Consider the following 23,742-nt stretch of genomic DNA (forward strand, 5'->3'; position numbering starts at 1 on the left):
AGCGGCTGTTCAGGCCGAGATCGCCTTCACCGAGCCGACTTCGTTGCGCAGCAGGAATTTCTGGATCTTGCCCGTGGACGTCTTCGGGATCGGCCCGAACACGACCGCCTTGGGTGTCTTGAAGCCGCTCATATGTGAACGGCAGAAGGCGATGATGTCGGCTTCGCTGGCGCTGGCGCCCTCTTTCAGCTCGACGAAGGCGCAGGGCACTTCACCCCATTTGGGATCGGGTTTGGCCACTACGGCTGCGAACAGCACGGCCGGGTGCTTGTAGAGGATGTCCTCGACCTCGACCGAGGAGATGTTCTCGCCGCCTGAGATGATGATGTCCTTGGAGCGATCCTTGATGATGACGTAGCCGTGCTCGTCGAGCACGCCGAGATCGCCGGTGTGAAACCAGCCGCCTTCGAAGGCTTCTTTGGTCGCCTTATCGTTCTTCAGGTAGCCCTTCATCACGATGTTGCCGCGGAACATGACCTCGCCGATGGTCTCGCCGTCGCGCGGCACCTCCTGCATGGTCTGCGGGTTGATGACCGTGACGGCTTCCTGGAGCGGGTAGGGCACGCCCTGCCGGCGCTTCATGCGGGCGCGTTCGGCGGGCGCGAGCTCGTCCCAGCCCGGCTGCTCGGCGCAGACCGAGGCGGGGCCGTAGACCTCGGTCAGGCCGTACACGTGGGTGAGCTTGATGCCGATGCTTTCGGCGCCTTCGAGCACCGCGACCGGCGGCGCCGCGCCCGCGATCAGGCCGACGACGCGGCGGGCGGCATTGCCTTTGGGGGCATCCGGGGCGTTGATCAGCGTGTTGTAGACGATCGGCGCGCCGCACATATGGGTGACGCCGTGCTGTTTGATCAGCTCGAAGATCCTGGTCGGCTCGACCTTGCGCAGGCAGACATTGATCCCGGCGGCCGCCGCAATGGTCCAGGGAAAGCACCAGCCGTTGCAGTGGAACATCGGCAGCGTCCAGAGATAGACCGGATGCTGGCCGAGATTGCCGGCGAGGATGTTGCTGACGGCGTTCAGATAGGCGCCGCGATGATGGGTGACGACGCCCTTGGGATTGCCTGTCGTGCCCGAAGTGTAGCTCAGCGCAATCGCGTCCCATTCATCACTCGGCGTGATCGGCGCGAAGCCTGGATCGCCTTGGGCGACGGCCATCTCGTATTCGATCTCGCCGATGCGCGTGCCGCCCTTGAACGCAGCGTCGTCGACGTCGACCACCAGCGGCTTGGGGCCGGTCATCCGCGCCAGCGCGTCGCTGATGACGCCAGAAAACTCTGGATCGACCAGGATGATTTTCGCGCCGCCATGGTCGAGCTGGAACGCGATCGACGGCGCATCGAGGCGGATGTTGAGCGCGTTGAGCACGGCGCCGGTCATGGGCACGGCGAAGTGCGCCTCGTTCATCGCGGGAATGTTGGGCAGCATCGCCGCGACGGTGTCGCCGACGCCGATGCCCTTGCCTGCGAGCCAGGAGGCAAACCGTCTGCAGCGCTCATAGGTCTGCGCCCAGGTGAAGCTGCGGCCTTCATAGACCGTGCTGACGTGATCGGGATAGACCGCGGCGCTGCGCACGAGGAAGCTCAGCGGGCTCAGCGGCACATAATTGGCTTGCGTCTTGTCGAGGCCGAGATTGTACGGGTTCTGTCGCTCGCTCATCGACACCCTCCTTAAATCGCGTCAAAGAAATCCGATCGAGATCCAGGGGAAGATCGCGACGATGATCAATCCCACCAGCAGCGCCAGCAGATAGCCCCAGATCGGCCTGATGCCTTCGGCCGGATCGACGCGTCCGATGGCGCAGGCGGCATAATAGCCGACGCCGAAGGGCGGAGCGAATAGTCCGATACCCATGGCCAGAATGATGACCATGGCGTAGTGCACCTCGTGCACGCCGACGGCGCGGGCGATCGGAAACAGCAGCGGTCCGAACAGCACGATCGCCGGGATGCCCTCCAGCACGCTGCCGAGGATGGTGAAGGCCAGGATCGATACCGCAATGAAGGTCGCAGCTCCCCCTGGCAATCCCGTCATGGCCGCAGCCAGCGAGCGCGAGAAGCCGGATTGGGTCAGGCCCCAGGCCATGCCGGTCGCCGTGCCGATGATCAGGAGGATCGCACCCGACAGCGCGGCGGTCTCGACCAGCATCGGAAACAGCCGCCGCCAGTCGAAGCGGCGGTAGACCAGGAGGCCGACAAGGGCGCCGTAGACGATGCCGATGGTGGAGACTTCGGTCGCGGTCGCGATGCCCTCGACCACGGCATAGCGGATCACGAAAGGCAGCGCGAGCGCGGGCAGGGCGATGACGAACGTCTTGCCGATCTCGGACGCCGAGGCGCGGCGGACATGGCTCATGTCCTCGTGGCGGTAGCGCCACCACACCAGCATGCAGAGCGTGACCGCGAGCACGACGCCGGGCAGCAGGCCGCCGGTGAAGAGAGCGGCAATCGAGACGCCCGTGACCGAGCCGATCGTGATCAGCACGAGGCTCGGCGGGATCGTCTCGGTCTGGGCGCCCGTGGCCGCCAGCAGCGCGACGAGATCGCCGGGCTTGGCGCCGCGCTCTTTCATCTCGGGAAACAGCACGGGCGCGACCGCGGCCATGTCGGCAGCCTTGGCGCCTGAGATGCCGGAGACCAGGTACATGGCGCCGACCAGCACGTAATGCAGGCCGCCCCTGATGTGGCCGAGCAGGCTTGCCAGGAACGCCACCATGGCCCGCGCCATGCCGGTCATCTCGATCAGTAGGCCCAGGAACACAAACAGCGGCACGGAAAGCAGGATGAGGTGGCTCATGCCCTCGTCCATGCGCCCGACCAGCACCATGACCGGCGTGCGCGTGGTCAGCGCGAGATAGCCGAAGATGGCCAGGCCAAAGCCGAACGCAATGGGAACGCCGGCAAAGACGCAGAAGCCGGCGACGCCGACGAAGAAGATGACGAGGTTGAGATTGCCGAGCGGCCGCAGCAACGGCTCCGTCAGCCAGAACAGGCCGATCACAACCGCAACCGACAGCACCGCGGCCGCGACCATCCGGTAATCAGCCGCGCGTAGCAGCCGCAGCAAGGCGAAAGCGGCCATCAGGCCGATGCCGGCCGGCAGCGCGGCGGCGCGCCACATGTTGGAGATCTGCAGCGCCGGCGTGGTGATGTAGCTTTCCTCATAGGCGTAGTCGCAGGCCGGCCAGACGATCAGGACCAGAAACGCCAGCGCCGCCGAGGTCGCGACCAGATCGAGATAGGCCCGCATGGCTGGCGGTGCGCTCGCGACGACCGCGGTCATGCGCATGTGCTCGGAGCGGCGGAACGCGACCGCCGCGCCCAGCATGGCGAGCCACAGGAACAGGATCGAGGCGAGCTCGTCCGACCAGATCAGCGGCCGGTGCAGGCCGTAGCGTGCGACCACGCCGGCAAACAGGATCACGATCTCGGCGACGACCAGGATCGCCGCCGGAATTTCGACGAGGAGACCGAGCATGCGCTCGGCGGAAGCCAGCAGCGAAGGTCGGCGAGGGGACGTCACCTCGCCCACCACTTCGGTCACCTCGATCTCGACATGAGCCATGCTGGGCCCAACGCGCTACGACAGCTTGCCGACAGCCTTCTCCAGGAGCTCCCAGGCCTGATCGCCATATTTGCCCTTCCATTCGGCATAGAAGCCAGCGGAGCGCAGCTTGTCGCGGAACGGCGCGACCGCTGGCTGGTTGAAGGTCAGGCCCTTGCCAGCGAGCTCCTGCTGCAGGTTGGCGTTCAGTTTGGCGGTATCCTCACGCTCCTTGACGGCGGCGGTATTGATGTTCTTGGCGACGACGGTGCGCACGTCCTGCGGCAGCTTTTCCCAGGCTCTGCGGTTGGCCAGGAACCAGAAGCCGTCCCACATGTGGTTGGTCAGCGAGCAGTACTTCTGCACCTCGTAGAGCTTGGCGGTCGAGATGATGGCCAGCGGGTTCTCCTGGCCCTCGACGATCTTGGTCTGGAGCGCGGAATAGACCTCGCTGAAATTGATCGAGGCCGGCGCGGCATCGAACGCCTTGAACATCGAGGTCCATAGCGGCGACACCGGCACGCGGATCTTGAAGCCCTTGAGGTCGTCAGGCCCGGTGATCGGCTTGGTCGACGACGTGGTCTGGCGGAAGCCGTTGTCCCAGATCTTGTCCATGACCTCGAGGCCGGCCTTCTTGATCTCGCCGCGGACATGGGCGCCGAGTTCGCCGTCCATGGCCTTCCAGACCGTATCGTAGTCCGGGAACGCGAAGCCGATGCCGTTGATGGACGCCGCCGGCACCAGGGTCGACAGGATCAGGCCGGACAGCGTGAAGAACTCGACGCCGCCCGAGCGGATCTGGCTCAGCATGTCGGTGTCGGAGCCGAGCTGGTTGTTCGGGAAGATCTGCAGGTCGAACTTGCCGCCTGTCTCGGTCTTGATCGCCGCCGCCATCTCCTTGGCGCGGACGTTGAGCGGATGGGTGTCGGGCAGGTTATTGGCGTACTTGTAAGTGAACTCGGCGCTCTGGGCGCGGGCCACATGGGGCGCACCGAGGCCGCCCAGGACCGCGGTGGCGGCGGAGGCCTTGAGAAGCGTGCGTCGGGAAAAGCGCGTGGAAAGGACCATGGGTCTGCTTCCTCGGAAGGTTTGTTGTTGTTCTGAGATGCAAACCTATACGGACGGTCCGCCTCAAGGTCATCTGCGATCTCGCGGAAGCCTCGCTTATTGCAGCCAGACAAGGTCACGGCAATATCGGCTTTCGGCACACGAGACCCGACCAAAAACTGCGAAAACAACCCCATGCACAGTAGCCGTCAAGTGCTCAGGGATGGTCGAGCGCCGGACTAAAAAAGGCGCTAGAGCGAAGGCGTGGTGGCAGGAATTCCGCCTAAATATTGTCGTTTCTCGCTCCATCTGAGTCTCGGAACGAGAAAGACAAGTAATTTCAGTCTAGGAATTATGGCTCCTTCTGAGTCTATTCTGGTTCCATCGGAGTCAGTTCGCCAGAATTAGGGTTCCATCGGAGTCTTTGGTCTCGCGGTGGGCTCGCGCAAGGGCTTGGCTAGCCCGAATGGCCGAGCCACAGCTCACCGCCCGCCAGCAAACCGACTGCTCTCGAGGTCATCGAAGCTCCGCTCCTTGCCTGCTCGGGGACTCGAGGGCTTAAGAACACAAAGGGAACATCACGTAGGATAAAGTGACGTTTGGCGACAGTTCCGCGTCTAAAGTCGTGGTTAGCGACAGTAGCTAAACATTAGGTCCAGCGCTAATCGGAGTGCGCTGGAACTCAGCTGATCAACAATTACGTTGATTTTAGCGACAAAATGGGCTATTAAGTTTTAAATAGCGACAAAATTCACATTCCCGGACGGCTTAAGCTGCCATGACCGACGAACTCCAATTTACCGGTTCGGGCGATCGCGCGCTCGACCGCGCCATTCAGCGCGAGGCGAAATCGGGTGAGCTCACGCAGATTGCCGAGGGTATCTATGCGCGCCTTGGTACGCGCACAAAAGAGGAATTCGCTTACGCACACTGGACGCCCATCCTGGGCAAGCTGATCCCAGGAGCTGTCCTGACCGGACGAACGGCGATATCGGTCATTCCTTGGCGTGGGCGCGGAGAGGATGGTCGGCCGGTATACCCGGGCTGGGTCTTTTGCACGCATAGCGAAGGTAAAACACGAAAGGCCTTCTCGTTACCCGGTCTGGAGATACGCTCCTTCCCAGGACCGGGTCCACTGGAGGGCGATGTTGCTTACCTGGGCACATACATTCCGAGCGCGGCGCGCAAGCTCCTGGAAAACTTGAAGCCGTCACGCGAGCGCGATGGGCCGCGGCGTAACGTCGGGCGCGAAGGTGCCGAACTCGAGCTTGAGAGGCTGCTTAAGACCGAGCATGAAGACGGGCTTCGCGCGATTCGGCGGCGCGCGCACGCCATTGCTTCAGCGTTGGGGGCGACCGACGAGCTCAAGGTGCTCGATGATCTAATCGGCACTCTGCTCAAAACGCGGCAGTCAAAGCTCGCAAACCAGAAGGTCGCCGCCCGCCAGCGTCGCGAGGCTCCTTACGACCCGGACTGCATGGAGCGCCTGAAGGAACTCGCTATCGTGCTCGAGCGCGCTCCGCTGCCCGATCGCCCCAACCCGCACGCAGGGGAAGACGAACGCGCCTGCACGTCATTTATCGAGGCCTATTTCACGAACTATATCGAGGGGACTCGGTTCTCGGTCGACAAGGCTCGCCGCATCGTTTTCAACGACGAGGAGCCGGACGGGCGGCCTGCCGACGGCCGTGACATCGTGCAGACATTCAAGCAGGTCTCCACGATGACGCAGGGCATGGCCATGGCGGGCTCATTCGCTGAGTTCGTCGACGAGATCAAAGAACGTAACCGCACGCTGATGGACGCTCGGCCGGAGAAGAATCCGGGTAACTTCAAGAGCGAGCCGAATTATGTCGGCAACTCGGAGTTCGTCCCGCCGGACCTTGTAGAAGGTACGTTGAAGGAAGGTTACGAGATGCTGAAGAGCATCTCCCATCCCCTGGCGCGCGGCATCTTTGTGCACACTTTGCTCGTTCTCGTCCACCCGTTCAATGATGGGAACGGTCGAACCTCGCGCATCATGATGACCAAAGAGCTCGTCGGTGCAGGCCAGTGCAGGCTGATCGTTCCAACGATCTTCCGAACCGACTACGTCGGAGGATTGGTCAAGCTCTTCGATTCAGAGCCCAAGGCAGCTCCGCTTGTGCGCGCGATGATCGAATGCCAACGGATCACTAACGCAATCGTCTCTCCTGATCTCGACCGAACCATCGATCTATGGGCATCAACGAATGCGTTCCTGGAGGATATCGAAAATGCCCGACTAACTTCCCCCAATCCCGATCTCAAGATCGAAAGGAGAAGGGGTATTCCAGCTCCCGCTGAGTATTGGGAGGCGCTCGACTTGAAGCGCAGCCTCGGAGACGATGCATCGTCGCTGTTTGGGCGATCGATGTGATCCCCAGCGGAAGGCCGCGGCCCGACAGCTGGCGATGCTCGGCATATCGATGATTGAGCGCATCCAATACGAGAAGGCAAGGCCGTTGATGGCTCCTCGTTATGCCGCCCTGAGCGTCGCACTAGATCGACTAGGTCGGCAGCACATCACGAGCGCGGTGTCCGCTAACAGCCTGCGTCTTTTACGCCACAGATCGATAGGGCACCTTCGATTCCATGGATGTCGGCCCATTAGGAAGTCAACGAGGACAGCCCCATATCATTGAGTGTGTAGTAGGGGATGATGCCGTCGGTCCCAATGTCGGAAGCTCAGCCTTGGCGGCGTAGGAAGCCTGTTATCGTGACGTTCTCCCAAATACCTGCTGCGGCGAACGGATCGGCGCGGTTGAAGGCCTCGACCTCGGCGCGGCCGGGAGCCTCGATCAGGAACAGGCTGCCGATCATGGTGGCGCCGTCATCGGCGACCAGCGGTCCTGACATTACGATCCTGACGCCGAAGCGCGAGGTGTCGCTCAGGAACGTCTTGTGAGCGTCGTAATTGGCAAGGCGCGTCGGCAATGCACCGGTGCGGTCGATGGCATGGATGGCGAACAGCATGACGTCTCCGTTTCTTGGCAGGTTCTTGGGACGGCCGCGCTGGCGGCCATCCGTGTTTGATGTGAGGCTTACTTCGCGCTGAGCTTGCTGGCTTCCTCGAAGGTCGGGCAGGTGCGCTGCTCGAGCGGCGTGTCGAACGGCTGGTAATTATCCTTGGTGATAACCGTCGGTTTCAGCACGATCTCGCCGATGACAGGCTGCTCGCGCAGGGCGCGGATCGCCATCATCGTGCCTATGCAGCCCTGGTAGAAGCCGTTGTAATCGCCGCTCGCCAGCAGCTTGCCCGATTTGATGGCGTCAATCGCTTCCTTGGTGCCATTGATGCCGATCACCTGGGCCTTGCGGTTGGCGCCGTCGAGCGCCTCGATCGCGCCGACCGCCATGGCGTCGTTGGCGGCAAGCACGCCGTCGATCTGCGAATTCGACTGCATCAAATTTTCCATGACCTGGAGCGCCTGGAGCCGTTGATAGTTGCCGGGCTGCGAGGCCAAAAGCTTGGCGCCCGGGTTCTCCTTCAGCGCGTCGTTGAAGCCGCGGACGCGATCGACATTGGTCAGCGAGCCCTTGACGCCCTCGATGATGACGATGTTGCCCTTGCCGCCGAGCGTCTTGAGCAGGAAGCGTGCGGTCTCGAGCCCGAGGCTGTAATCGTCGGCGCCGACGAAGGAGAGGAATTTGCCGCCTGCGGAGCGGTCGGTGATGTTGACCACCGGGATCTTGGCGTCGTTGATCTTCTCGACCCCGGGGACCATCGCCTTGTAGTCGACAGGCGTGAACACGATCGCGCTCGGCTTCTTCACCACCACGTCCTCGATCTGGCTGAGCTGCTCGGGGATCGAATCCGGCTTGGTCGGAATGTACTGGAGCGTCTTGGCGTTCATCGCCTTCGCCATGTTGTCGGCGCCGACCCGCACCGTCTGGAAGAACGGGTTGGTCTGGTTCTTGGTGAAGACGGCAATGGTCTCGCCGTCGGCGCGCGCCTGCGTGGTGAACGCGGCCGCCACTAACAATGCCAGATAGCCCAGTTTCTGTTTCATATTGTCTCCATCCCTCATTTTGCTTGTTGGATTTGTCGAAAACTCATTGCGCGCGGCGCCGGGTCTTCATGTCGAGCCAGACCGCCAGGATCACGATGATGCCGGTGACGAGCGGCTGCCAATTGGCGCTGACCGAGAGCAGGTTCATGCCGTTCAGCACCAGCGTCAGGATCAACGCGCCGATGAAGGTGCCGAACACGGTGCCGACGCCGCCGAACAGCGAGGTGCCGCCGATCAGCACGGCCGCAATCGCCGGCAAGGTCAGGCTTTCGCCGATATCGGCCTCGGCCGAGTTGAGGCGGGACAGGAAGATGATCGAGGCAAGCCCGGCCATCGTGCCTGATACCGCATAGACCAGGAGGAGCCGCCGCGCGACCGGAATACCGGAGAGGCGGGCGGCGACCGGATTGGCGCCGATGGCGTAAATCTCCTGGCCCCAGATCGTGCGCTGCGCGAACAGCGTGCCGATGCCGAGGAACACCAGCAGCAGATAGACCGGGATCGGCAGGCCGAACAGATAACCGCTGCCGATCTGGCGGAAACCGGCCGGGAAGCCGTGCAGCGTCTCTCCGGCCATGTACCAATAAGTCAGGCCGTTCAGCACCCAGAGCATGCCATAGGTGGCGATGAAGGAGGGGATGCGCAGCGCCGTCACCATGATGCCATTGAGCAGGCCAACGATGCCGCCGCAGGCAAGGCCGGTGAGGATGCCGAGCACGGGCGAACCGGTCGTGTGGATCACGGTGCCGGCGATGCAGGCGGACAGCGCGACATTGGCGCCGACCGACAGATCGAGGCCGGCGGTGAGCACCACCAAGGTCAGGCCCGAGGCGATGAAGAAGGTGAGGCTCGCCTGGCGCAGCACGTTGAGGATGTTGCCGAGGCTAAGGAAGGAATCGTTCAGCACCGCCAGCACGGCGCAAATCAGCAGCACGGCGAGCAGGCGATAGAACAGCTGGATCGCGTCCTGGGATAGGAAGGAGCGGGGCAGCGGCAGGGCCTCCTTGCTGATGTCCGTCATGCCCGGCTCCTGAGGCCATCGAGAAACAGGGCAACGATGACGAGGACGCCGACGCTTGCGACCTGCACCGAGGAGGGCAGCGAGATCAGGTTCAGCCCGTTGCGCAGCACGCCGACGGCGAGGACGCCAAGCAGTGTGCCGAGCAGCCAGCCATTGCCGCGCTCGAAGGAGGTGCCGCCGACGGCGACCGCCGCTATCGCATCGAATTCAAGCCCGAGGCCGGCGGTCGGGTGCCCCGAATTCATGCGCGCGGTCATCAACAGGCCGGCGACACCGGCCATGGTGCCGCCGAGCGCGTAAACCGCGATCAGCAGCTTGTTGGGCGAGAGGCCGGCATAACGCAGCGCTTCGCGATTGCCGCCGAGCGCGAACACATAGCTGCCGAAGCGGGTGTGATAGAGCAGGCCGTGGAAGGCAGCGTAGGTCACGAGCGCCAGCACGATCGGCACGGGGATGCCGAGCAGCGTCGCCGAATAGATGTCGCGAACGCTGTGGGGAATGCCGACCACGCTCTGGCCGTCGGACACGATCAGCGACAGGCCCTGCGCCATGCCGAGGGTGCCGAGGGTTGCCACGAACGGCGGGATACCCAGGATAGCGACCAGCCAGCCGTTGACGGTGCCGAAGGCCGCGCCAACCAGCACGCCGGCGCCGAGACCGAGCAGCATCGACTTGGTCGAAAGCGAAACGATGGCGACGCAGAGCGAGGTCAGCGTCAGCACCGCGCCCATCGAAAGGTCGAGCCCCTCGCTCATGATGATCAGCGTCATCGGCAGCGCCAGCATGGTCAGGATGGTCGACTGCACCAGCACGTTGGAGAAATTGGCCGGGGTGAGGAAGCCAGGCGCGATCGCCCCGAACAGCACGATCAGCGCCGCCAGCGCGATGGCGACGCCGGGGATGCGCTGGAGCGGATTGGGCTGTGCTACGACCGCGGCCTCACGCATGATGCATCCCCAATCGCACGATGTTCTCCTCGGTCAGCTCGTTGCGGGTCAAATGTCCGGCGACGCGGCCTTCGCGCATCACATAGGCGCGGTCGCAGACATGGCAGATCTCGACCTGCTCGGAGGAGATCATCAGGGCGGCCGCGCCTTCGGCGACGAGCCGGTCGATCAGCGCAAAGATCTCGGATTTGGCACCGACATCGATGCCGCGGGTCGGCTCGTCAAAAATGAAAAGCTTGGCGCCGGCTGCCAGCCATTTGCCGATCACGACTTTCTGCTGGTTGCCGCCGGAGAGCAGGCCCACGGTCTGGCGTGCGCTGGGCGTTGCGATGCGGAGCTGCCGGATCAGGCCGTCGGCGGTGCGCTGGCCGCGGCGCGGATCGAACAGCCCGCTCGGGAACAGTTTTCGCAGCGCCGAGACCACGAGGTTGTCGCCGACGGAGCGGAGCAAAGCGAGGCCCTCGCTCTTACGGCTTTCCGGGATCAGCGCGATGCCGCGGCGGGAGGCGACATCCGGCTCGCCGGAGATCGGCTTGCCGTCGAACACGATTTCGCCCGAGGCGACCGGGTCGGCGCCGAAGATGGCGCGCGCGACTTCCGTGCGGCCCGATCCGACCAGGCCGCAGAGGCCGACGATCTCGCCGCGGCGTACTTCGATATTGATGTCGGAAATGCCGCTCGGCGCGGTCAGGCCTTTGACCTCGAGCAGCACCTCGCCGGGCTTGTCGGCGAAATTGCGCGGATAGGTCATGTCGACATTGCGGCCGACCATCATGCGGACGAGCTGGTCGGGCGTGACGTCGGCCGGCTTGACGCCATCGATGCGACGGCCGTCGCGTAGCACCGTGATACGGTCGCCGAGCGCGAACACTTCGGCCATGCGATGCGAGATGTAGACGATGGAGACGCCATCGGCCTTGAGCCGCGCGATCAGCGCGAACAAGAGCTCGGTCTCCCGGTCCGAGAGCGCGGCGGTCGGCTCGTCCATCACCAGGATGCGCGCATTCTGGCTGATGGCTTTCGCGATCTCGACCATCTGCTGCTGGGCGACGCCGAGCGTGTTGACCACGACGGAAGGATCGATGTCGAAGCCGATCGTGTCGAGCAGGCGTTTTGCGTCGGCCAGGATCTTGCGACGGTCGATGGTGCCGGGGATGCGGCCCTTCGGCTCGCGGCCGAGGAAGATGTTCTGGGCGATGTCGAGATAGGGGACGAGCGAGAATTCCTGGAAGATCACGGCGATGCCGAGCTGTTGCGCGTCGGCGGTCGACGTAATTTCGACCTTCTCGCCTTTGTGGAAGAACTCGCCGGCATCGGCCTGGTAGGCGCCGCACAGCACCTTCATCAGGCTCGACTTGCCCGCGCCGTTTTCGCCCAGCAGCATGTGGACTTCGCCGGGGTAGAGCGCAAAGGACACGTCGTCGAGCGCCTTGACGCCCGGGAACGACTTGCTGATGCTGCGGAGTTCCAATAGCGGCGTCACTGCGGTCTCGCTCATGGCCGGACTCCCGCAAGGATCTTGCCGGGATTCATCAGCCCGTTCGGATCGAGCGCGGTCTTGATCGATCGCATTACATCCACGGCTTCGCCCAGCTCGTCGGTGAGATAGTCGATCTTGCCCATGCCGATGCCGTGCTCGCCGGTGCAGGTGCCGTCCATCGCAATGGCGCGGGCGACCATGCGGGCCTGGAGCGCCTTGGCGCCGTCGATCTCTTCAGGCCTTGCGGGATCGACCAGGATCAGCATGTGGAAATTGCCGTCGCCAACATGGCCGACGATCGGCGCGGTGAAGCCGTGCTCATCCGCATCCCGCCTTGTTTCTGTCAGGCATTCGGCGAGCCGCGAGATCGGAACGCAGACGTCGGTGATGACGGCGCGCGCGCCGGGCCGCAGGCCCAGACCGGCATAGAGCGTGTTGTCGCGGGCGTGCCAGAGCCGGCTGCGATCCTCCGGCGCCTTGGCCCATTCAAAGCCGCGGCCGCCGTGCTCGGCCGCGATCGCCTGCGCCAGCTCGGCCTGTTCGGCCACCGCGCTCTCCGAGCCGTGAAATTCGAAGAACAGTGTTGGCGCCTCGCGATAACCGAGCTTGGCATAGGCATTGATGCCGCGCATCATGACTTCGTCAAGCAGCTCGACGCGGGCCACCGGAATGGCGGCCTGGATGATCGAGATCGCGGTATCGACCGCATTGTGCAGCGTGTCGAAGCTGCACACCGCAGCCGAGATCGCCTGGGGCAGCGGATGCAGTTTCAGCGTGACCTCGGTGATGACGCCAAGCGTGCCTTCGGCGCCGACGAACAGCCGCGTCACATCGTAGCCAGCCGCCGATTTGCGCGCGCGACGGGCCGTGCGGATGACGCGGCCGTCGGCCAGCACGACTTCGAGCGCCATGACGTTGTCCTTCATGGTGCCGTAGCGCACGGCCATGGTGCCGGAGGCGCGCGTCGACGTCATGCCGCCGATCGAGGCATCGGCGCCGGGATCGATCGGGAAGAAAAGCCCGGTGCCGCGCAGCTCGGCATTGAGCTGCTTGCGGGTGATGCCGGGCTGAACCACGACATTCATGTCGCTGTCGTGGACGGTGAGCACCTTGTTCATGCGCGCGAAGTCGATACAGACGCCGCCCGCGACCGCGGACGCGTTGCCCTCGAGCGAGGTGCCGGCGCCGAACGGAACGATCGGCATGTTCGCGCCGGCGCAGAGCTTGACGATCTCGACGACCTCCGCGGTCGTCTCGGGAAACACGACGATGTCGGGGGGCAGGGCGCGATAATAGGACTCGCTCTGGCCATGCTGGTCGAGCACGCCGCGTGCGATGGTCGCACGCGGACCGATCACGCCCGTGAGGCGTTCCGCCAAGGCGGCACTGTTGACCGGCGATCCCATCGTTTCTCCCTGTCGTTCTTGTCGCGAACTGTTGTTCGTCCGTCGATTCGACGTTCGGCTTACGCCGCTTGTGCGTTGCTTGCGGCCTGCTTCAGGCCGAAATCATAATTGAGGTGATAGTAGGCGCTATCCACCATGCGACCATCCGGCGCACGGCCGGCCGGGCAGAGCACGAAATCGTGGATCAGGCTGTCCTTGACGCCGAACACCACGTCAGAGTCGAGATATTTGTCGCCGGCCACGAACACGTGGGTGACGAGTTGCTCGAAGCCCGGCGCCGAGATCATGAAGTGCACATGCGCGGGACGCCAGGGATGGCGGCCCTGCGCCTCCAGCATCTCGCCGACCGGGCCGTCATGCGGGATCGGATAGGCCGCCGGCTTGATCGACCAGAAATGGAAACGGCCGTTGGCGTCGGTGTGGAAGCGGGCGCGCATGGCGAGATCGCCGATCTCATCGAGCTGCTGCACGTCGTAGTAGCCGTCATTGTCGGAATGCCAGACGTCGACCACGGCGCCGGCGAGCGGGCGGCCATCGACCGTCGACACCGAGCCGGTGACGATCATGGGATCGCCTTCCATGTTGCCCGAGATGTCGTCGCCGCTTTGTTTCTCCGGCGCGGCCTGGACGAAGAACGGGCCGAGCACGGTGGTCTCGGTCGCGCCCTCGGGCACCGGATGATTGATCGCATCGACCAGCATGGAGACGCCGAGCGTATCCGAGAGCAGGATGAATTCCTGGCGCTTGTCGTCGCACATGTGGCCGGTGCGGGTCAGGAAGTCGATGCCGAACTCCCATTCCTTCTGGGTCGGGCGCACCTCGCGCACGAAGGCGTGGAGGTGGCGCACCAGGGCCTCGCTGACCTCTTTGATGCGCGGATCGCTCGCGCCCGCGATGCGCTCCAGCACGGCGTCGGTGATGTTGGTTTCGCTGAAATTACGCATATTCGCCTCCGTCGATCAGAGTTTGGGCTCGCCGAGGCCGGATAGTCGTTCGAGATGCTTCACGGTCGCGATGAAATCGGTCTCGCCTTCGCCCTGCGCGATTAGCGCGCCATAGGTCTCGCGCACCTGCGCGGCGAGCTGCAGCGGCACGCCGACAGCATGGCCGGCCCCTAAGATGAGATCGAGATCCTTGGCCATCTGCTTGCAGGAGAAGCTCGAGACGAAGTCGCGCTTTCGCAGCGGCGCAGTCTTGTACTTCACCATGGGCGAGGCCACCGCGCTCTCGTCCAGCACGTTCAAGATGTCCTGCCAGCCGATGCCGCCCTTGCGCGCCAGCGCCAGGCTCTCGGCCATCATCGCGGCCGAGACCGCGATCATGAGATTGACCGCGAGTTTTGCGTAGCGCGCTTCCTCGCTTGCGCCCAGATAGGTCTGGGCGCGGGTGAAGCTCGCCAATAGCGGTTTTGCAATTTCGAACGCCTCCTTCGGCCCCGAAACAAAACAGCTCAGCGCTCCCGTGTGCACGATGCTGGCATTGCCGGAGACCGGTGCTCGCAGATATGAGATGCCGCGCGCCTGCGCGGCGGCATCGACTTCGGCCGAGGCTTCGGCGCTGACCGTGCTGGTCTCGATCAGCACTGCCTTCGGCGCGATCGCGCCGATCAAGCCGGTCGGGCCGAGCATCACCGCGCGCAACGCGGCATCGTCAGGCAGCGACGTGATCACCCATGGGCGGCCGTTGACGGCCTCCGCGGGCGAGCCCGCGACGGCGATGCCATGCTCGCGCGCCTCCTTGAGCCGCGCCGCACTCTGGTCGAAGGCTGTGACGCCAAAGCCGGCCCTGGCGACGAGTTCCGACATCGGCAGTCCCATCTTGCCGACGCCGATGAAAGCGACCTGCTTGCTTGTATCAGTCATTGTTCTTGTCCGTTGGCCGCGTCATGCGGGGTGCCCTTGTCGTTCGATGTCCCGCACCAGCCGCCGGCCGGATTGCGCGAGAAGCTCCTTCTTCCGATCGAGCCCGTCGACCAGCAGTTTCCCGTTCCGCTTCTTCCAGATACCGCCGATCATGACCGCCTCGACATTGGCAAGGCTCGTCTGCATCACCACGCTGGCGACGGGGTCGTGGACCGGGAAGAGGTTGAGATCGTCGGCGTTGATGATCACGAGATCGGCGAGTTTGCCCGGCGTCAGCGAGCCGATCTGGTCCTCGCGGCCGAGCATGCGCGCGCCCTCGGTGGTGATCCAGCGCAGTGCCTCGCGCGCCGGGATCGTTGTCGTCGCCGGGATCGTGCCCTCGCTCCTGCGCATCTCTGCATTATCGAGCGCACGCTGCATCGATAGCGCCACGCGCGCCGCGGAGAAGAGATCGCCCGGCAGCACGGATTCCAGATCGATGCCGATGGTCGGGCGCACGCCGCGCTTGAGCAGCCGTCCGGTGATTGGAAAGCCATGGCCCTGAATCATCTCGTTCTCCGGCGTCACCGAGAAGGTGACGCCGAGATCGATCAGCTTTTGCAGGAGTTCGTCCGGCAAATCGTTGCCATGGACGATGTTGACGTTGGGGCCGACGAGACCGGCCTCGATCAGCTTCTCCCATCCGCCTGGCGTCTTCGCCGGTCCGCCGCCCTGATGCATCGAGGCGATCAGGCCAAGCTCCCGCGCCAGCCGAAAATCATGCAAGGACACATCGAGTATCGAATAATGCGGGCCGAGAATGGCGAGCCCGAGCGTGACCAGGCTATTGCGGTCGGCGAGGGGACCTGCCAGCAGCCGCTCGATCTCGTGGCGCGGATGTGGCACCTCAGAGAAATGCGGCTCGCCCGGTTTCGGCTCGGGCTTTGGCGAGCCGTGGAAGAAGGCGGCGCGAATGCCGCTCTCGATCAGGCCGCGCACGGCGGCGTCGGTATGAGCGGGACTAGGGTTGTTGTGGCACCAATCGACCAGCGTGGTGGTGCCGCAATTGATCTGGTTCAGCGCGCCGACGAGGGTCGCGATATAGATGTCGTCAGGCATAAACAGGGTCGCGAGCCCCGCATGCATGCGGCGGAAATATTCCAGCAGCGTCCAGTTCGCCGCAAAGCCGCGCAAGCCCGTCTGCCAGGTGTGCATATGGGCGTTGACGAGCCCGGGAATGACGATGCGCCCGCGACCGTCGACGATCTCGGTCTCCGCCGCGCCGCTGCCAAGCGCGATGCTCGGACGCACCTCCGCGATCCGCCCGTTCTCGACCAGCAAATCGCCATCCCTGACGTCGCCGATGCGGTCGTCCATGCTGATGATGGTTGCGGATTGGATGAGGGTGCGCTTCATCGCGATCAGGCCGCTTTGGAGATGACCGGCGGCTCGCCGGCCCAGGCGCGCGCGATGAGGCCGCGGATGGCGCCCCGCTCGAGCGTGCGCGGATTCCAGTAGGCGTTGGTGACGGCGAGGTCGGCCGCCCTGTCGATGCCGCCCTCGGGCATGCCGATGTCGCGCAGCGCGACCTTCGCGCCCAGGCGCTTGGCGAGATCGAACAGCCCCTTCGATGCATCCGAAGCACCGATCGCACGCGCGATCCGTGCCATCGCGTCAGGCACGGCGGGCGCGTTGTAGGCCAACGCATGCGGCAGCACGATGGTGTGCGTCTCCGCGTGGGGCAGGTCGAAGGTGCCGCCGAGCGTGTGGCAGAGCTTGTGATGCAGCGCCATGCCGACGGTGCCGAGGCAGACGCCGCACAGCCAGGCGCCGTAAAGCGCATCGCTGCGGGCGGCGCGATCGTCGGGCTTGGCGGCGATGGCGGGCAAGGCGCGCGCGAGCGCGCGGATGCCTTCTTCGGCCATCAGCGATGTCACGGGATTGGCGTCGCGCGCATAAAGCGCCTCCACCGCGTGGGCGATGGCATTGATGCCGGATGTAACGGTAAGGCCGACCGGCAGCGTCGTCGTCAGGTCGATATCGTAGATCACGGTCTCCGGCAGCACGGCCGCATCGCGCACCGTGGTCTTCAGGCCGTTCTCGGTCTGGCCGACGATTGGCGTCATTTCCGAGCCGGCATAGGTGGTGGGAATGCAGAGCTGGTTGACACCGGTGCGCAAGGCGAGCGCCTTGCCCAATCCCGTCGTCGATCCGCCGCCGAGCGCCACCACGCAATCGGCATCGCATGCCTTCATCGCCGCGAGCGCCCGCGCGGTGACCTCGACCGGCGTGTGCATCGTGGCGCCGGCGAAGATCCCGGCATAGAGCGGGCCGAGCGCTGCGCCGAGCGCCTTGCCTTGTGCTTCCTGCTGGGGCGTCGTCAGCACCAGCGCGCGCTGACCGCCGAGACGCTCGATCTCGGCTCTGGCTGCGGCCAGCGTCCCGCTGCCGAACACGACGCGGCAGGGCAGGTTTTCAAAGGTAAACGAACCGATCATGCGCCGGTCTCTGTCATGGGATAATCGACCTGGAAGCGTCCGATCCGCAAGTCGCCGAGCTCCTCGCGCACCCGCAGATGTTCCGGATGGGTGGCGTAGGCCTTCAGCGCCGCGTGATCGGTAAACTCGGAGACGAGGACAACGTCGCAGGCATAATCGACGTCGCTGACATCGACGCCGACCTCGATATGGGTGAGGCCTCCGATCCGGCCCTTCAGGCCCTCGAACAGGGTTTTGACCTTGGTCCGCGCCGCCAGGCGCTCCGCGGCCGTGTCCGCGCGCAGCCGCCACATCACGATGTGTTTGATCGGACCCGACATTTCCTAGATTTCCTCGCCTGCATTCTTGCTTGTTGGGTCCATTTTGCCTTGCAGAAATCGGAAATAAAGGTCAAAAATCGCAAGTCTCTTTTCCATTATGAGGAAGAATGGACCGGCTCCTCCAGCTCGAGGTGTTTTCCAAGACGGCCGAGCTCGGCAGCCTCTCCAAGGCCGCCGAAACTTTGCGGATGTCGAACGCGGCGGCGAGCCGGCACCTCAGCGCGCTCGAGGAGCGGCTCGCGGTCCGGCTGATCGAGCGCAACACGCGCAGGCAGTGGCTGACCGAGGCCGGGCAAGAGCTGCTTCAGCGTTGCAGCACGCTCCTGAACGAGCTTGCGGAGGCCGAGGACGCTGTCAGCGATCGCGCGCTCTCGCCAAAAGGCATGCTGCGCGTCACCAGTTCGTTGTCCTTTGCGATGATCTACATGGCGCCGATGCTGCCGGCATTTCGAAAACTCTATCCGAAGCTCGACGTCCAAATCATTGCGGCCAACCGCTATCCCGATTTCATCGAGGCCGGCATCGACGTCGCAATCCGCACGCGGGAGCAGGAGCCGGATTCCAACATCATCATCCGCCGCATCGGACAGATGCGCCGCGTGCTGGCGGCTGCGCCGTCCTATCTCGCGGCGCACGGCGTCCCCGAGCATCCCGCCGATCTCGCGCGCCATGACATGCTGGTCTACAATCTCGCCAACGATCCCTATTCGCTGCGATTGAGCAAGGGCAGCGCGACGCAGACCGTCCGTATCGCCCCGACTCTCGACAGCAATGATGGCCAGATCATCTGCGGCGCCGCGCGGGCAGGGCTCGGCATCCTGATCCAGCCGCTCTACATCGTGCAGAGCGATATCGTGGAAGGGAAGCTTGTTCCGCTGTTGCTTGACTGGGAATTGCCGCTCCTGACGATGAATATCGCCTATCAGAATAGAACCGGACTACCCGCCAAGATCCGCGCGTTTTCAGATTTTCTCGTCGATCATATTCACCGCAATTCCATGGAAGGAATTTGGATCGACACCTGAGACACTGCCATGCGTTCCGCTGGAATAGCGAGCAGGATAGACGGCTACGGAGAGACCAGTCGTGACTTGTGAGCTTGAGATGAGCCAACAAACCAGAGCAAAGGCCTTGATTGCATTCTCATTGCTTCCGCCTTCGCACCCTAAATCCGAGTTCGAACCGGAAGCGCCGGGCTGTCTGCAGCTTGCAAGCTTCCGGCGAGCTCCGCCGCTTCGGCGGTTACCTCCCCATTCAGCACGGCTTTCATGCGGGCGACATCGAGCTCACCCTCGTTGCGCGAAACGACGATGGTCGCAACGCCATTGCCGATAACATTCACTAAGGCTCTCGCTTCGCTCATAAAACGGTCGATGCCGAGGATGAGCGCCATGCCGGCGACCGGAATGGTCGGGACGACCGATAGTGTTCCGACCAGCGCAATGAACGACGCGCCGGTGACGCCGCTCGCTCCCTTCGAGGTCAGCATGGCCACTGCAAGGATCGCGATCTGCTGCGAGATCGAAAGATCCGTGTTGGTAGCCTGGGCAACGAACAGAGCGGCGAGCGTCATGTAGATGGAGGAGCCATCGGTGTTGAACACGTAGCCGGTCGGCACGACGAGACCGACCACCGGTTTCGAGCAGCCGAGACGCTCGAGCTTCTCCATGAGGCTCGGCAGGACGGGATCCGACGAGGAGGTGCCGAGTACGATCAGGATCTCCTCCTTGATGTAGACGAGGAATTTCCAGATGCTGAAGCCGGACCACCACGCGATAGGGCCTAGAACGCCGAACACGAACAGCGCCGACGTCAGGTAGAACAGGCCCACCAGCTTGATCAGGGGCCCGAGCGAACCGATGCCGTAGCGGCCGACCGTAAACGCCATCGCTCCGAAGGCGCCGATCGGCGCGAAACGCATGATGACGTTGATGGCACCGAAGATCAGCATCGATCCGGCATCGATGACCTCGCGCACAGGTCTGGCACGATCGTCCAGCCTCGACAGCACGCAGCCGAACAGGACCGAGATCAGCACGACGGGAAGGATGTCGCCGCGGGCGAACGCGTCGGTGACGGTGTTCGGAATGATGTTGAGCAGGAATTCCGCGATGGTCTGCTCTTTCGCCTTGCCGGCGTATTGCGCGACGGCCTTGGCGTCCAGCGTCGCGGGATCGACGTTGAAGCCGGCCCCAGGCGTCGCCAGATGGGCGGCGAAAAAGCCGATGAGCAGAGCGAGCGTGGAGACGACCTCGAAGTAGAGGAGGGCCTTTCCGCCGACGCGGCCGACCTTCTTCATGTCCGACATGCCGGCGATGCCGCTGACCACGGTGCAGAAGATCGCGAGCGCGATCACCATCTTGATCAGCTTGATGAAACCGTCGCCGAACGGCTTCATGTCGATGGCGACCGCCGGCCAGAAGTGGCCGAGCGCGATGGCGATCACGATTGCGGCCAGTACCTGCACGTACAGAATGCCGTAGAATGGCTTCCTGGCGCGCGCGCCGGTCGACATGCCGTTCATCTGTTTCTCCCTGATTATGGATTTCTTTGACGTTCGTCGGCCGAGAGCGGCATCGCGAGGAGGACCGTCACGGGCGAATTCGTCTTGTTGGTCAGGCGGCGATCCTCGCCGGGCGCGATACGGCAGGAATCCCATTTCCCAAGCGAGACTTCGGTCTCGCCGTTCGCGATGTGGAGCGTGCCGTCCAGCACGACGTACATCTTCTCCTGCGCCGACGAGGACAGGGTCGTTCCGCCGCCAGGCGCGAGCACGGAGACGCCGATCCAGAGATCGGATGAGGGCCCCGCCTCGCGTCCTTGCAGGCGGACCATCGCCATGTCGTGATGCCCGGGTGCGGTATACTCGGGCGCTTCGGCGAAGCGGACGACGTGCATGATCAGGCTTCCGGGCGCAGCACGATGCGGTCGCGGGACGCCCCGATCACCGCGGCATAGGCCGCTTTGGCGTCGGCGAGGGAATAGATGGCGGTGTCCCTGATCGGGAAGGGGCGAAGGCAGCCGTCGGCGAAGCCGGACAGGACGCCCCGCAGGACGTCGGCGCTCTCGATCGAGGAGAAGGCAAGAGTGTCGATCCCGACATAGGTGTGCCGGCCCCGGTAGAACTCCAGAATGTTGAACTGCACGGTCTTGTGCACGGCCGCGATCAGGATCTGCCGCCCGTCCTTTGCGAGGGAATGGTGGGCGTCGTCGAAATAGGGGTCGCCGACCGTGTTGAAGACGATGTCGGCACCCTTTCCGTCGGTCAGTTCGCGGACTCGCTTTGCAACGTCGGTCGTGGCCGAGTTGACGATCTCGACCGGCGCGTTGGCGTGGCCTTCATACGCCTCGTCCTTGCGCACCACGCCGATCACCTTGGCGCCTCGCCAGGTCGCAAGCTGCACCGCGGCCTGCCCCACCTTGCCGTTGACTCCCATCACAAGGACATGCTCGCCGGGCTTCGGTCTGCCGGATCGACGGAAGCCTTCGATCGCCGTCACGAAGGGCACGCCCAGTCCGGCCGCTTCGTCCATGGAGATGCCAGCAGGCTTTTCGACAAGCGCCGCTGTCTCGACGACCAGGTGCGATGCGTGCGTGCCGTCGCGGCGGATGCCGAGATCGCCGGAGGTGCCGAACACGGACTTGCCGACCCATTCGCTCGGGCCGTCGATCACCCGTCCGGCGAAGTCGCGGCCGGGCGTCCGCGGGAACACCGCATAGGGCATCAGGCCAGTGGCGGCCTTCACGTCGGATGGATTGACGCCGGCGGCTTCAACGGCGACGACGACCTCGCCCGGCCGCCGTGAAAGCGAGTGTCGCTCGATTACGGGCTCGAGCGATGCTGCGTCCGCCGCTTTGGCGTTGAGCCGAACGCAAGTCGCCTCAACGGAAGCGCTGGTAGCCGATCTGCTGATGACGTTCATGGCTCGCTCCTAGGCGGCGCTCACCGCGGAATGCCCGGGCAGTCCGACGATCTTGCGGGCTTCAGCGACGGTCGCGATCGCGCCTCCGAGGTCCTCGACGATACGGCGCGCCTTCGTGACCATCTCGGCGTTGGACCTCGCCAGCCGTCCGCGGCTGAGATAGACGGAATCCTCCAGGCCGACGCGCACGTGACCGCCGGCGAGATAGGACTGCGCGACCGTGGTGAATGCGGCCTTGCCTATTCCGATCGCGGTGAATTCCGCGTCCTGCGGCAGCAGATTGCGGGCGTAAAGCACGGTCTCCGGCGCCGGCTGAAAGCCGTAGCGCACGCCCATCACGAAGGAGCAGAGGACTGGTCCTTTCAGGGTACTGTCGGCGAGCAGGTCGTGCATCAGCGCGATGTCGCCGGAGTCGAACAGCTCGATCTCCGGCTTGACGCCGGCCTCCGCAATCACCTTCGCCATCCGCCTGACGTTGCCGGGCGTGTTGATGACGACCTCGCGGCCGGAATTCATGGTGTTGAGGTCGAGGGTGCAGATGTCCGGCCGCAGCACCGCGATGTGCTCGACCCGCTTCTCAGGCGGCATCAGCGTCGTGCCTTCGGCCGCGACCTTGGGATCGTCCTGGGACGGCACGAATCGACCGCCCGGTCCGGTCGTGATGTTGAGGATGAGTTCGGGATTGCGGGCGCGGATGCGCTCGACGACGTCGGCATAGTGGTCGAGCAGCATCGAGGGACGCCCGGTCTGCGGATCCCGGACGTGGATGTGGACGATCGCGGCGCCCGCGTCCGCCGCGCCGAGACAGGCGTCGGCGATCTGTTCGGGCGTGATCGGCAGATGGGGCGTCTGCTCCGGCGTCGTCAGATTGCCAGTGACTGCGCAGGTGATGATGACCTTGTCGCGTGGAGATCGCATTGAATTTTCCTTCAGAGCGAGCGGCCGCCGTCGACCACGAAGGTCGTTCCGGTGGCAAAGCCGAGCTGCGTGGCACAGGCGAGGATCGCGGAGGCGATGTCCTCCGCGGTCGCGATCCGCTTCAGTGGTGTCGTCGCGGCGGTTTTGGCGTTGAAGTCGGCCCCGCGGCCCGGAACAAAGCTGGTATCGACGACGCCCGGCGCGACCGCGAGCACGCGCACTTCGGGGGCGAGCACCCGGGCCAGCGACTTCGTCATGACGTCGATGCCGGCCTTGGCAGCGCAGTAGGCGATCGACGAGCCGATTCCATTGGTCCCAGCGATCGACGAGATCGAGACGATCAGGCCGTCGCCGGAAGCTTTCAGGAGCGGAGCAAAGGTCCGGATGGTCGCGAACTGTCCACGCCAGTTGACTGCGAACATCCTGTCGATGAGGTCGTCGTCCAGGGCCTCGAGATCGGCATGGGGGACGGGCTTGGTGAAGCCGGCGGCATTGACGAGGACATCGAGGCGCCCGAAGCGGCGCTCGATCTCGCCACGCAGCGCCTGCAACGTAGCGGTCCGCGACACGTCGGCGACCAGCGCCGCGTGGCCTTCTCCGGGCAGGGATTGCATCACCTTCGCGGCCGCTCCGGCTTCCTCCGGTACGTCGCGGTGACTGATCGCGACGCGGGCGCCGAGTTCGGCAAATTTGCTGGCCGCGACGGCGCCGATGCTGCCGGCCCCGCCGACGACGAGGACGACCTTGCCGTCCTGGGACTTGATCAT

Annotated in this window: 21 protein-coding genes; 2 read left to right on the top strand and 19 right to left on the bottom strand. The window is 64.2% G+C overall.

Annotated features, from left to right (window positions below; genetic code table 11):
* Positions 1 to 9 precede the first annotated feature (9 nt).
* From HZZ13_RS05120 to HZZ13_RS05130, 3 genes are read right to left on the bottom strand one after another with little or no spacing between them, the layout of a single operon-like run.
* Entirely contained in the window at positions 10 to 1,659 is a 1,650-nt protein-coding gene (locus tag HZZ13_RS05120) for an acyl-CoA synthetase (RefSeq protein ID WP_197958568.1), read from the bottom strand.
* 21 nt (positions 1,660 to 1,680) lie between these two features.
* Positions 1,681 to 3,564 (bottom strand): TRAP transporter large permease, encoded by a 1,884-nt coding sequence (locus tag HZZ13_RS05125; protein ID WP_197958569.1) that lies wholly within the window; start codon positions 3,562 to 3,564, stop codon positions 1,681 to 1,683.
* Between the two features lie 15 nt (positions 3,565 to 3,579).
* Complete coding sequence (locus HZZ13_RS05130; RefSeq protein WP_197958570.1) at positions 3,580 to 4,611, bottom strand: TRAP transporter substrate-binding protein; 1,032 nt, start codon at positions 4,609 to 4,611, stop codon at positions 3,580 to 3,582.
* Positions 4,612 to 5,368: 757 nt separating this feature from the next.
* Here HZZ13_RS05130 and HZZ13_RS05135 point away from each other — a divergent pair.
* Positions 5,369 to 6,988, top strand: coding sequence for a Fic family protein (locus HZZ13_RS05135; protein ID WP_197958571.1), 1,620 nt, complete (start codon positions 5,369 to 5,371; stop codon positions 6,986 to 6,988).
* A 308-nt stretch (positions 6,989 to 7,296) separates the two neighbouring features.
* Here HZZ13_RS05135 and HZZ13_RS05140 read toward each other — a convergent pair whose 3' ends face one another.
* The 11 genes from HZZ13_RS05140 to HZZ13_RS05190 all read right to left on the bottom strand — a co-directional run bounded on the left by HZZ13_RS05140 (position 7,297) and on the right by HZZ13_RS05190 (position 18,134).
* Positions 7,297 to 7,584 (bottom strand): YciI family protein, encoded by a 288-nt coding sequence (locus HZZ13_RS05140; RefSeq protein WP_197958572.1) that lies wholly within the window; start codon positions 7,582 to 7,584, stop codon positions 7,297 to 7,299.
* Positions 7,585 to 7,652: 68 nt separating this feature from the next.
* Entirely contained in the window at positions 7,653 to 8,621 is a 969-nt protein-coding gene (locus HZZ13_RS05145; protein ID WP_197958573.1) for a sugar ABC transporter substrate-binding protein, read from the bottom strand.
* A gap of 43 nt (positions 8,622 to 8,664) precedes the next feature.
* Complete coding sequence (locus tag HZZ13_RS05150; protein ID WP_197958574.1) at positions 8,665 to 9,642, bottom strand: ABC transporter permease; 978 nt, start codon at positions 9,640 to 9,642, stop codon at positions 8,665 to 8,667.
* Positions 9,639 to 10,589, bottom strand: coding sequence for an ABC transporter permease (locus tag HZZ13_RS05155; protein WP_197958575.1), 951 nt, complete (start codon positions 10,587 to 10,589; stop codon positions 9,639 to 9,641). The genes HZZ13_RS05150 and HZZ13_RS05155 overlap by 4 nt, the downstream gene beginning before the upstream one ends.
* Positions 10,582 to 12,087: a sugar ABC transporter ATP-binding protein gene (locus HZZ13_RS05160; protein ID WP_197958576.1), complete on the bottom strand. Its 1,506-nt coding sequence runs from the start codon at positions 12,085 to 12,087 to the stop codon at positions 10,582 to 10,584. The genes HZZ13_RS05155 and HZZ13_RS05160 overlap by 8 nt, the downstream gene beginning before the upstream one ends.
* Positions 12,084 to 13,475: an FAD-linked oxidase C-terminal domain-containing protein gene (locus HZZ13_RS05165; RefSeq protein WP_197958577.1), complete on the bottom strand. Its 1,392-nt coding sequence runs from the start codon at positions 13,473 to 13,475 to the stop codon at positions 12,084 to 12,086. The genes HZZ13_RS05160 and HZZ13_RS05165 overlap by 4 nt, the downstream gene beginning before the upstream one ends.
* A gap of 59 nt (positions 13,476 to 13,534) precedes the next feature.
* The gene (locus HZZ13_RS05170) at positions 13,535 to 14,419 is read right to left on the bottom strand and encodes an intradiol ring-cleavage dioxygenase (RefSeq protein WP_197958578.1); all 885 of its coding nucleotides are present in this window, start codon (positions 14,417 to 14,419) and stop codon (positions 13,535 to 13,537) included.
* A 15-nt stretch (positions 14,420 to 14,434) separates the two neighbouring features.
* The gene (locus HZZ13_RS05175; RefSeq protein WP_197958579.1) at positions 14,435 to 15,337 is read right to left on the bottom strand and encodes an NAD(P)-dependent oxidoreductase; all 903 of its coding nucleotides are present in this window, start codon (positions 15,335 to 15,337) and stop codon (positions 14,435 to 14,437) included.
* Positions 15,338 to 15,358: 21 nt separating this feature from the next.
* Positions 15,359 to 16,732 carry an amidohydrolase family protein gene (locus HZZ13_RS05180; protein WP_197958580.1) on the bottom strand — a complete coding sequence of 458 codons (1,374 nt, stop codon included), beginning with the start codon at positions 16,730 to 16,732 and terminating at the stop codon, positions 15,359 to 15,361.
* A gap of 5 nt (positions 16,733 to 16,737) precedes the next feature.
* Positions 16,738 to 17,814 (bottom strand): maleylacetate reductase, encoded by a 1,077-nt coding sequence (locus HZZ13_RS05185; protein WP_197958581.1) that lies wholly within the window; start codon positions 17,812 to 17,814, stop codon positions 16,738 to 16,740.
* Positions 17,811 to 18,134: a Dabb family protein gene (locus HZZ13_RS05190; protein ID WP_197958582.1), complete on the bottom strand. Its 324-nt coding sequence runs from the start codon at positions 18,132 to 18,134 to the stop codon at positions 17,811 to 17,813. The genes HZZ13_RS05185 and HZZ13_RS05190 overlap by 4 nt, the downstream gene beginning before the upstream one ends.
* 107 nt (positions 18,135 to 18,241) lie before the next feature.
* Between HZZ13_RS05190 and HZZ13_RS05195 the strand changes: the two genes are divergently transcribed.
* The gene (locus tag HZZ13_RS05195; protein ID WP_197958583.1) at positions 18,242 to 19,159 is read left to right on the top strand and encodes a LysR family transcriptional regulator; all 918 of its coding nucleotides are present in this window, start codon (positions 18,242 to 18,244) and stop codon (positions 19,157 to 19,159) included.
* 140 nt (positions 19,160 to 19,299) lie between these two features.
* On the opposite strand, the gene HZZ13_RS05200 is transcribed toward HZZ13_RS05195, so the two are convergent.
* Genes HZZ13_RS05200 through HZZ13_RS05220 form a run of 5 tightly spaced genes read right to left on the bottom strand, consistent with a single transcriptional unit; the run spans position 19,300 to position 23,742 of the window.
* The gene (locus tag HZZ13_RS05200; protein ID WP_197958870.1) at positions 19,300 to 20,649 is read right to left on the bottom strand and encodes a dicarboxylate/amino acid:cation symporter; all 1,350 of its coding nucleotides are present in this window, start codon (positions 20,647 to 20,649) and stop codon (positions 19,300 to 19,302) included.
* A 23-nt stretch (positions 20,650 to 20,672) separates the two neighbouring features.
* Positions 20,673 to 21,032 (bottom strand): cupin domain-containing protein, encoded by a 360-nt coding sequence (locus HZZ13_RS05205; RefSeq protein WP_197958584.1) that lies wholly within the window; start codon positions 21,030 to 21,032, stop codon positions 20,673 to 20,675.
* Between the two features lie 2 nt (positions 21,033 to 21,034).
* Positions 21,035 to 22,057: a quinone oxidoreductase family protein gene (locus HZZ13_RS05210; RefSeq protein ID WP_197958585.1), complete on the bottom strand. Its 1,023-nt coding sequence runs from the start codon at positions 22,055 to 22,057 to the stop codon at positions 21,035 to 21,037.
* A gap of 9 nt (positions 22,058 to 22,066) precedes the next feature.
* The gene (locus HZZ13_RS05215; protein WP_197958586.1) at positions 22,067 to 22,975 is read right to left on the bottom strand and encodes a beta-keto acid cleavage family enzyme; all 909 of its coding nucleotides are present in this window, start codon (positions 22,973 to 22,975) and stop codon (positions 22,067 to 22,069) included.
* 11 nt (positions 22,976 to 22,986) lie between these two features.
* Positions 22,987 to 23,742: an SDR family NAD(P)-dependent oxidoreductase gene (locus HZZ13_RS05220; protein ID WP_197958587.1), complete on the bottom strand. Its 756-nt coding sequence runs from the start codon at positions 23,740 to 23,742 to the stop codon at positions 22,987 to 22,989.

The sequence above is a fragment of the Bradyrhizobium agreste genome, assembly GCF_016031625.1.
Lineage (GTDB): Bacteria > Pseudomonadota > Alphaproteobacteria > Rhizobiales > Xanthobacteraceae > Bradyrhizobium > Bradyrhizobium agreste.

What these genes read in the sequence shown, in the direction of transcription:
- HZZ13_RS05120 (WP_197958568.1), bottom strand. Translation starts at nt 1,659, where the DNA reads ATGAGCGAGCGACAGAACCCGTACAATCTCGGCCTCGACAAGACGCAA.
- HZZ13_RS05125 (WP_197958569.1), bottom strand. Translation starts at nt 3,564, where the DNA reads ATGGCTCATGTCGAGATCGAGGTGACCGAAGTGGTGGGCGAGGTGACG.
- HZZ13_RS05130 (WP_197958570.1), bottom strand. Translation starts at nt 4,611, where the DNA reads ATGGTCCTTTCCACGCGCTTTTCCCGACGCACGCTTCTCAAGGCCTCC.
- HZZ13_RS05135 (WP_197958571.1), top strand. Translation starts at nt 5,369, where the DNA reads ATGACCGACGAACTCCAATTTACCGGTTCGGGCGATCGCGCGCTCGAC.
- HZZ13_RS05140 (WP_197958572.1), bottom strand. Translation starts at nt 7,584, where the DNA reads ATGCTGTTCGCCATCCATGCCATCGACCGCACCGGTGCATTGCCGACG.
- HZZ13_RS05145 (WP_197958573.1), bottom strand. Translation starts at nt 8,621, where the DNA reads ATGAAACAGAAACTGGGCTATCTGGCATTGTTAGTGGCGGCCGCGTTC.
- HZZ13_RS05150 (WP_197958574.1), bottom strand. Translation starts at nt 9,642, where the DNA reads ATGACGGACATCAGCAAGGAGGCCCTGCCGCTGCCCCGCTCCTTCCTA.
- HZZ13_RS05155 (WP_197958575.1), bottom strand. Translation starts at nt 10,589, where the DNA reads ATGCGTGAGGCCGCGGTCGTAGCACAGCCCAATCCGCTCCAGCGCATC.
- HZZ13_RS05160 (WP_197958576.1), bottom strand. Translation starts at nt 12,087, where the DNA reads ATGAGCGAGACCGCAGTGACGCCGCTATTGGAACTCCGCAGCATCAGC.
- HZZ13_RS05165 (WP_197958577.1), bottom strand. Translation starts at nt 13,475, where the DNA reads ATGGGATCGCCGGTCAACAGTGCCGCCTTGGCGGAACGCCTCACGGGC.
- HZZ13_RS05170 (WP_197958578.1), bottom strand. Translation starts at nt 14,419, where the DNA reads ATGCGTAATTTCAGCGAAACCAACATCACCGACGCCGTGCTGGAGCGC.
- HZZ13_RS05175 (WP_197958579.1), bottom strand. Translation starts at nt 15,337, where the DNA reads ATGACTGATACAAGCAAGCAGGTCGCTTTCATCGGCGTCGGCAAGATG.
- HZZ13_RS05180 (WP_197958580.1), bottom strand. Translation starts at nt 16,732, where the DNA reads ATGAAGCGCACCCTCATCCAATCCGCAACCATCATCAGCATGGACGAC.
- HZZ13_RS05185 (WP_197958581.1), bottom strand. Translation starts at nt 17,814, where the DNA reads ATGATCGGTTCGTTTACCTTTGAAAACCTGCCCTGCCGCGTCGTGTTC.
- HZZ13_RS05190 (WP_197958582.1), bottom strand. Translation starts at nt 18,134, where the DNA reads ATGTCGGGTCCGATCAAACACATCGTGATGTGGCGGCTGCGCGCGGAC.
- HZZ13_RS05195 (WP_197958583.1), top strand. Translation starts at nt 18,242, where the DNA reads ATGGACCGGCTCCTCCAGCTCGAGGTGTTTTCCAAGACGGCCGAGCTC.
- HZZ13_RS05200 (WP_197958870.1), bottom strand. Translation starts at nt 20,649, where the DNA reads ATGTCGACCGGCGCGCGCGCCAGGAAGCCATTCTACGGCATTCTGTAC.
- HZZ13_RS05205 (WP_197958584.1), bottom strand. Translation starts at nt 21,032, where the DNA reads ATGCACGTCGTCCGCTTCGCCGAAGCGCCCGAGTATACCGCACCCGGG.
- HZZ13_RS05210 (WP_197958585.1), bottom strand. Translation starts at nt 22,057, where the DNA reads ATGAACGTCATCAGCAGATCGGCTACCAGCGCTTCCGTTGAGGCGACT.
- HZZ13_RS05215 (WP_197958586.1), bottom strand. Translation starts at nt 22,975, where the DNA reads ATGCGATCTCCACGCGACAAGGTCATCATCACCTGCGCAGTCACTGGC.
- HZZ13_RS05220 (WP_197958587.1), bottom strand. Translation starts at nt 23,742, where the DNA reads ATGATCAAGTCCCAGGACGGCAAGGTCGTCCTCGTCGTCGGCGGGGCC.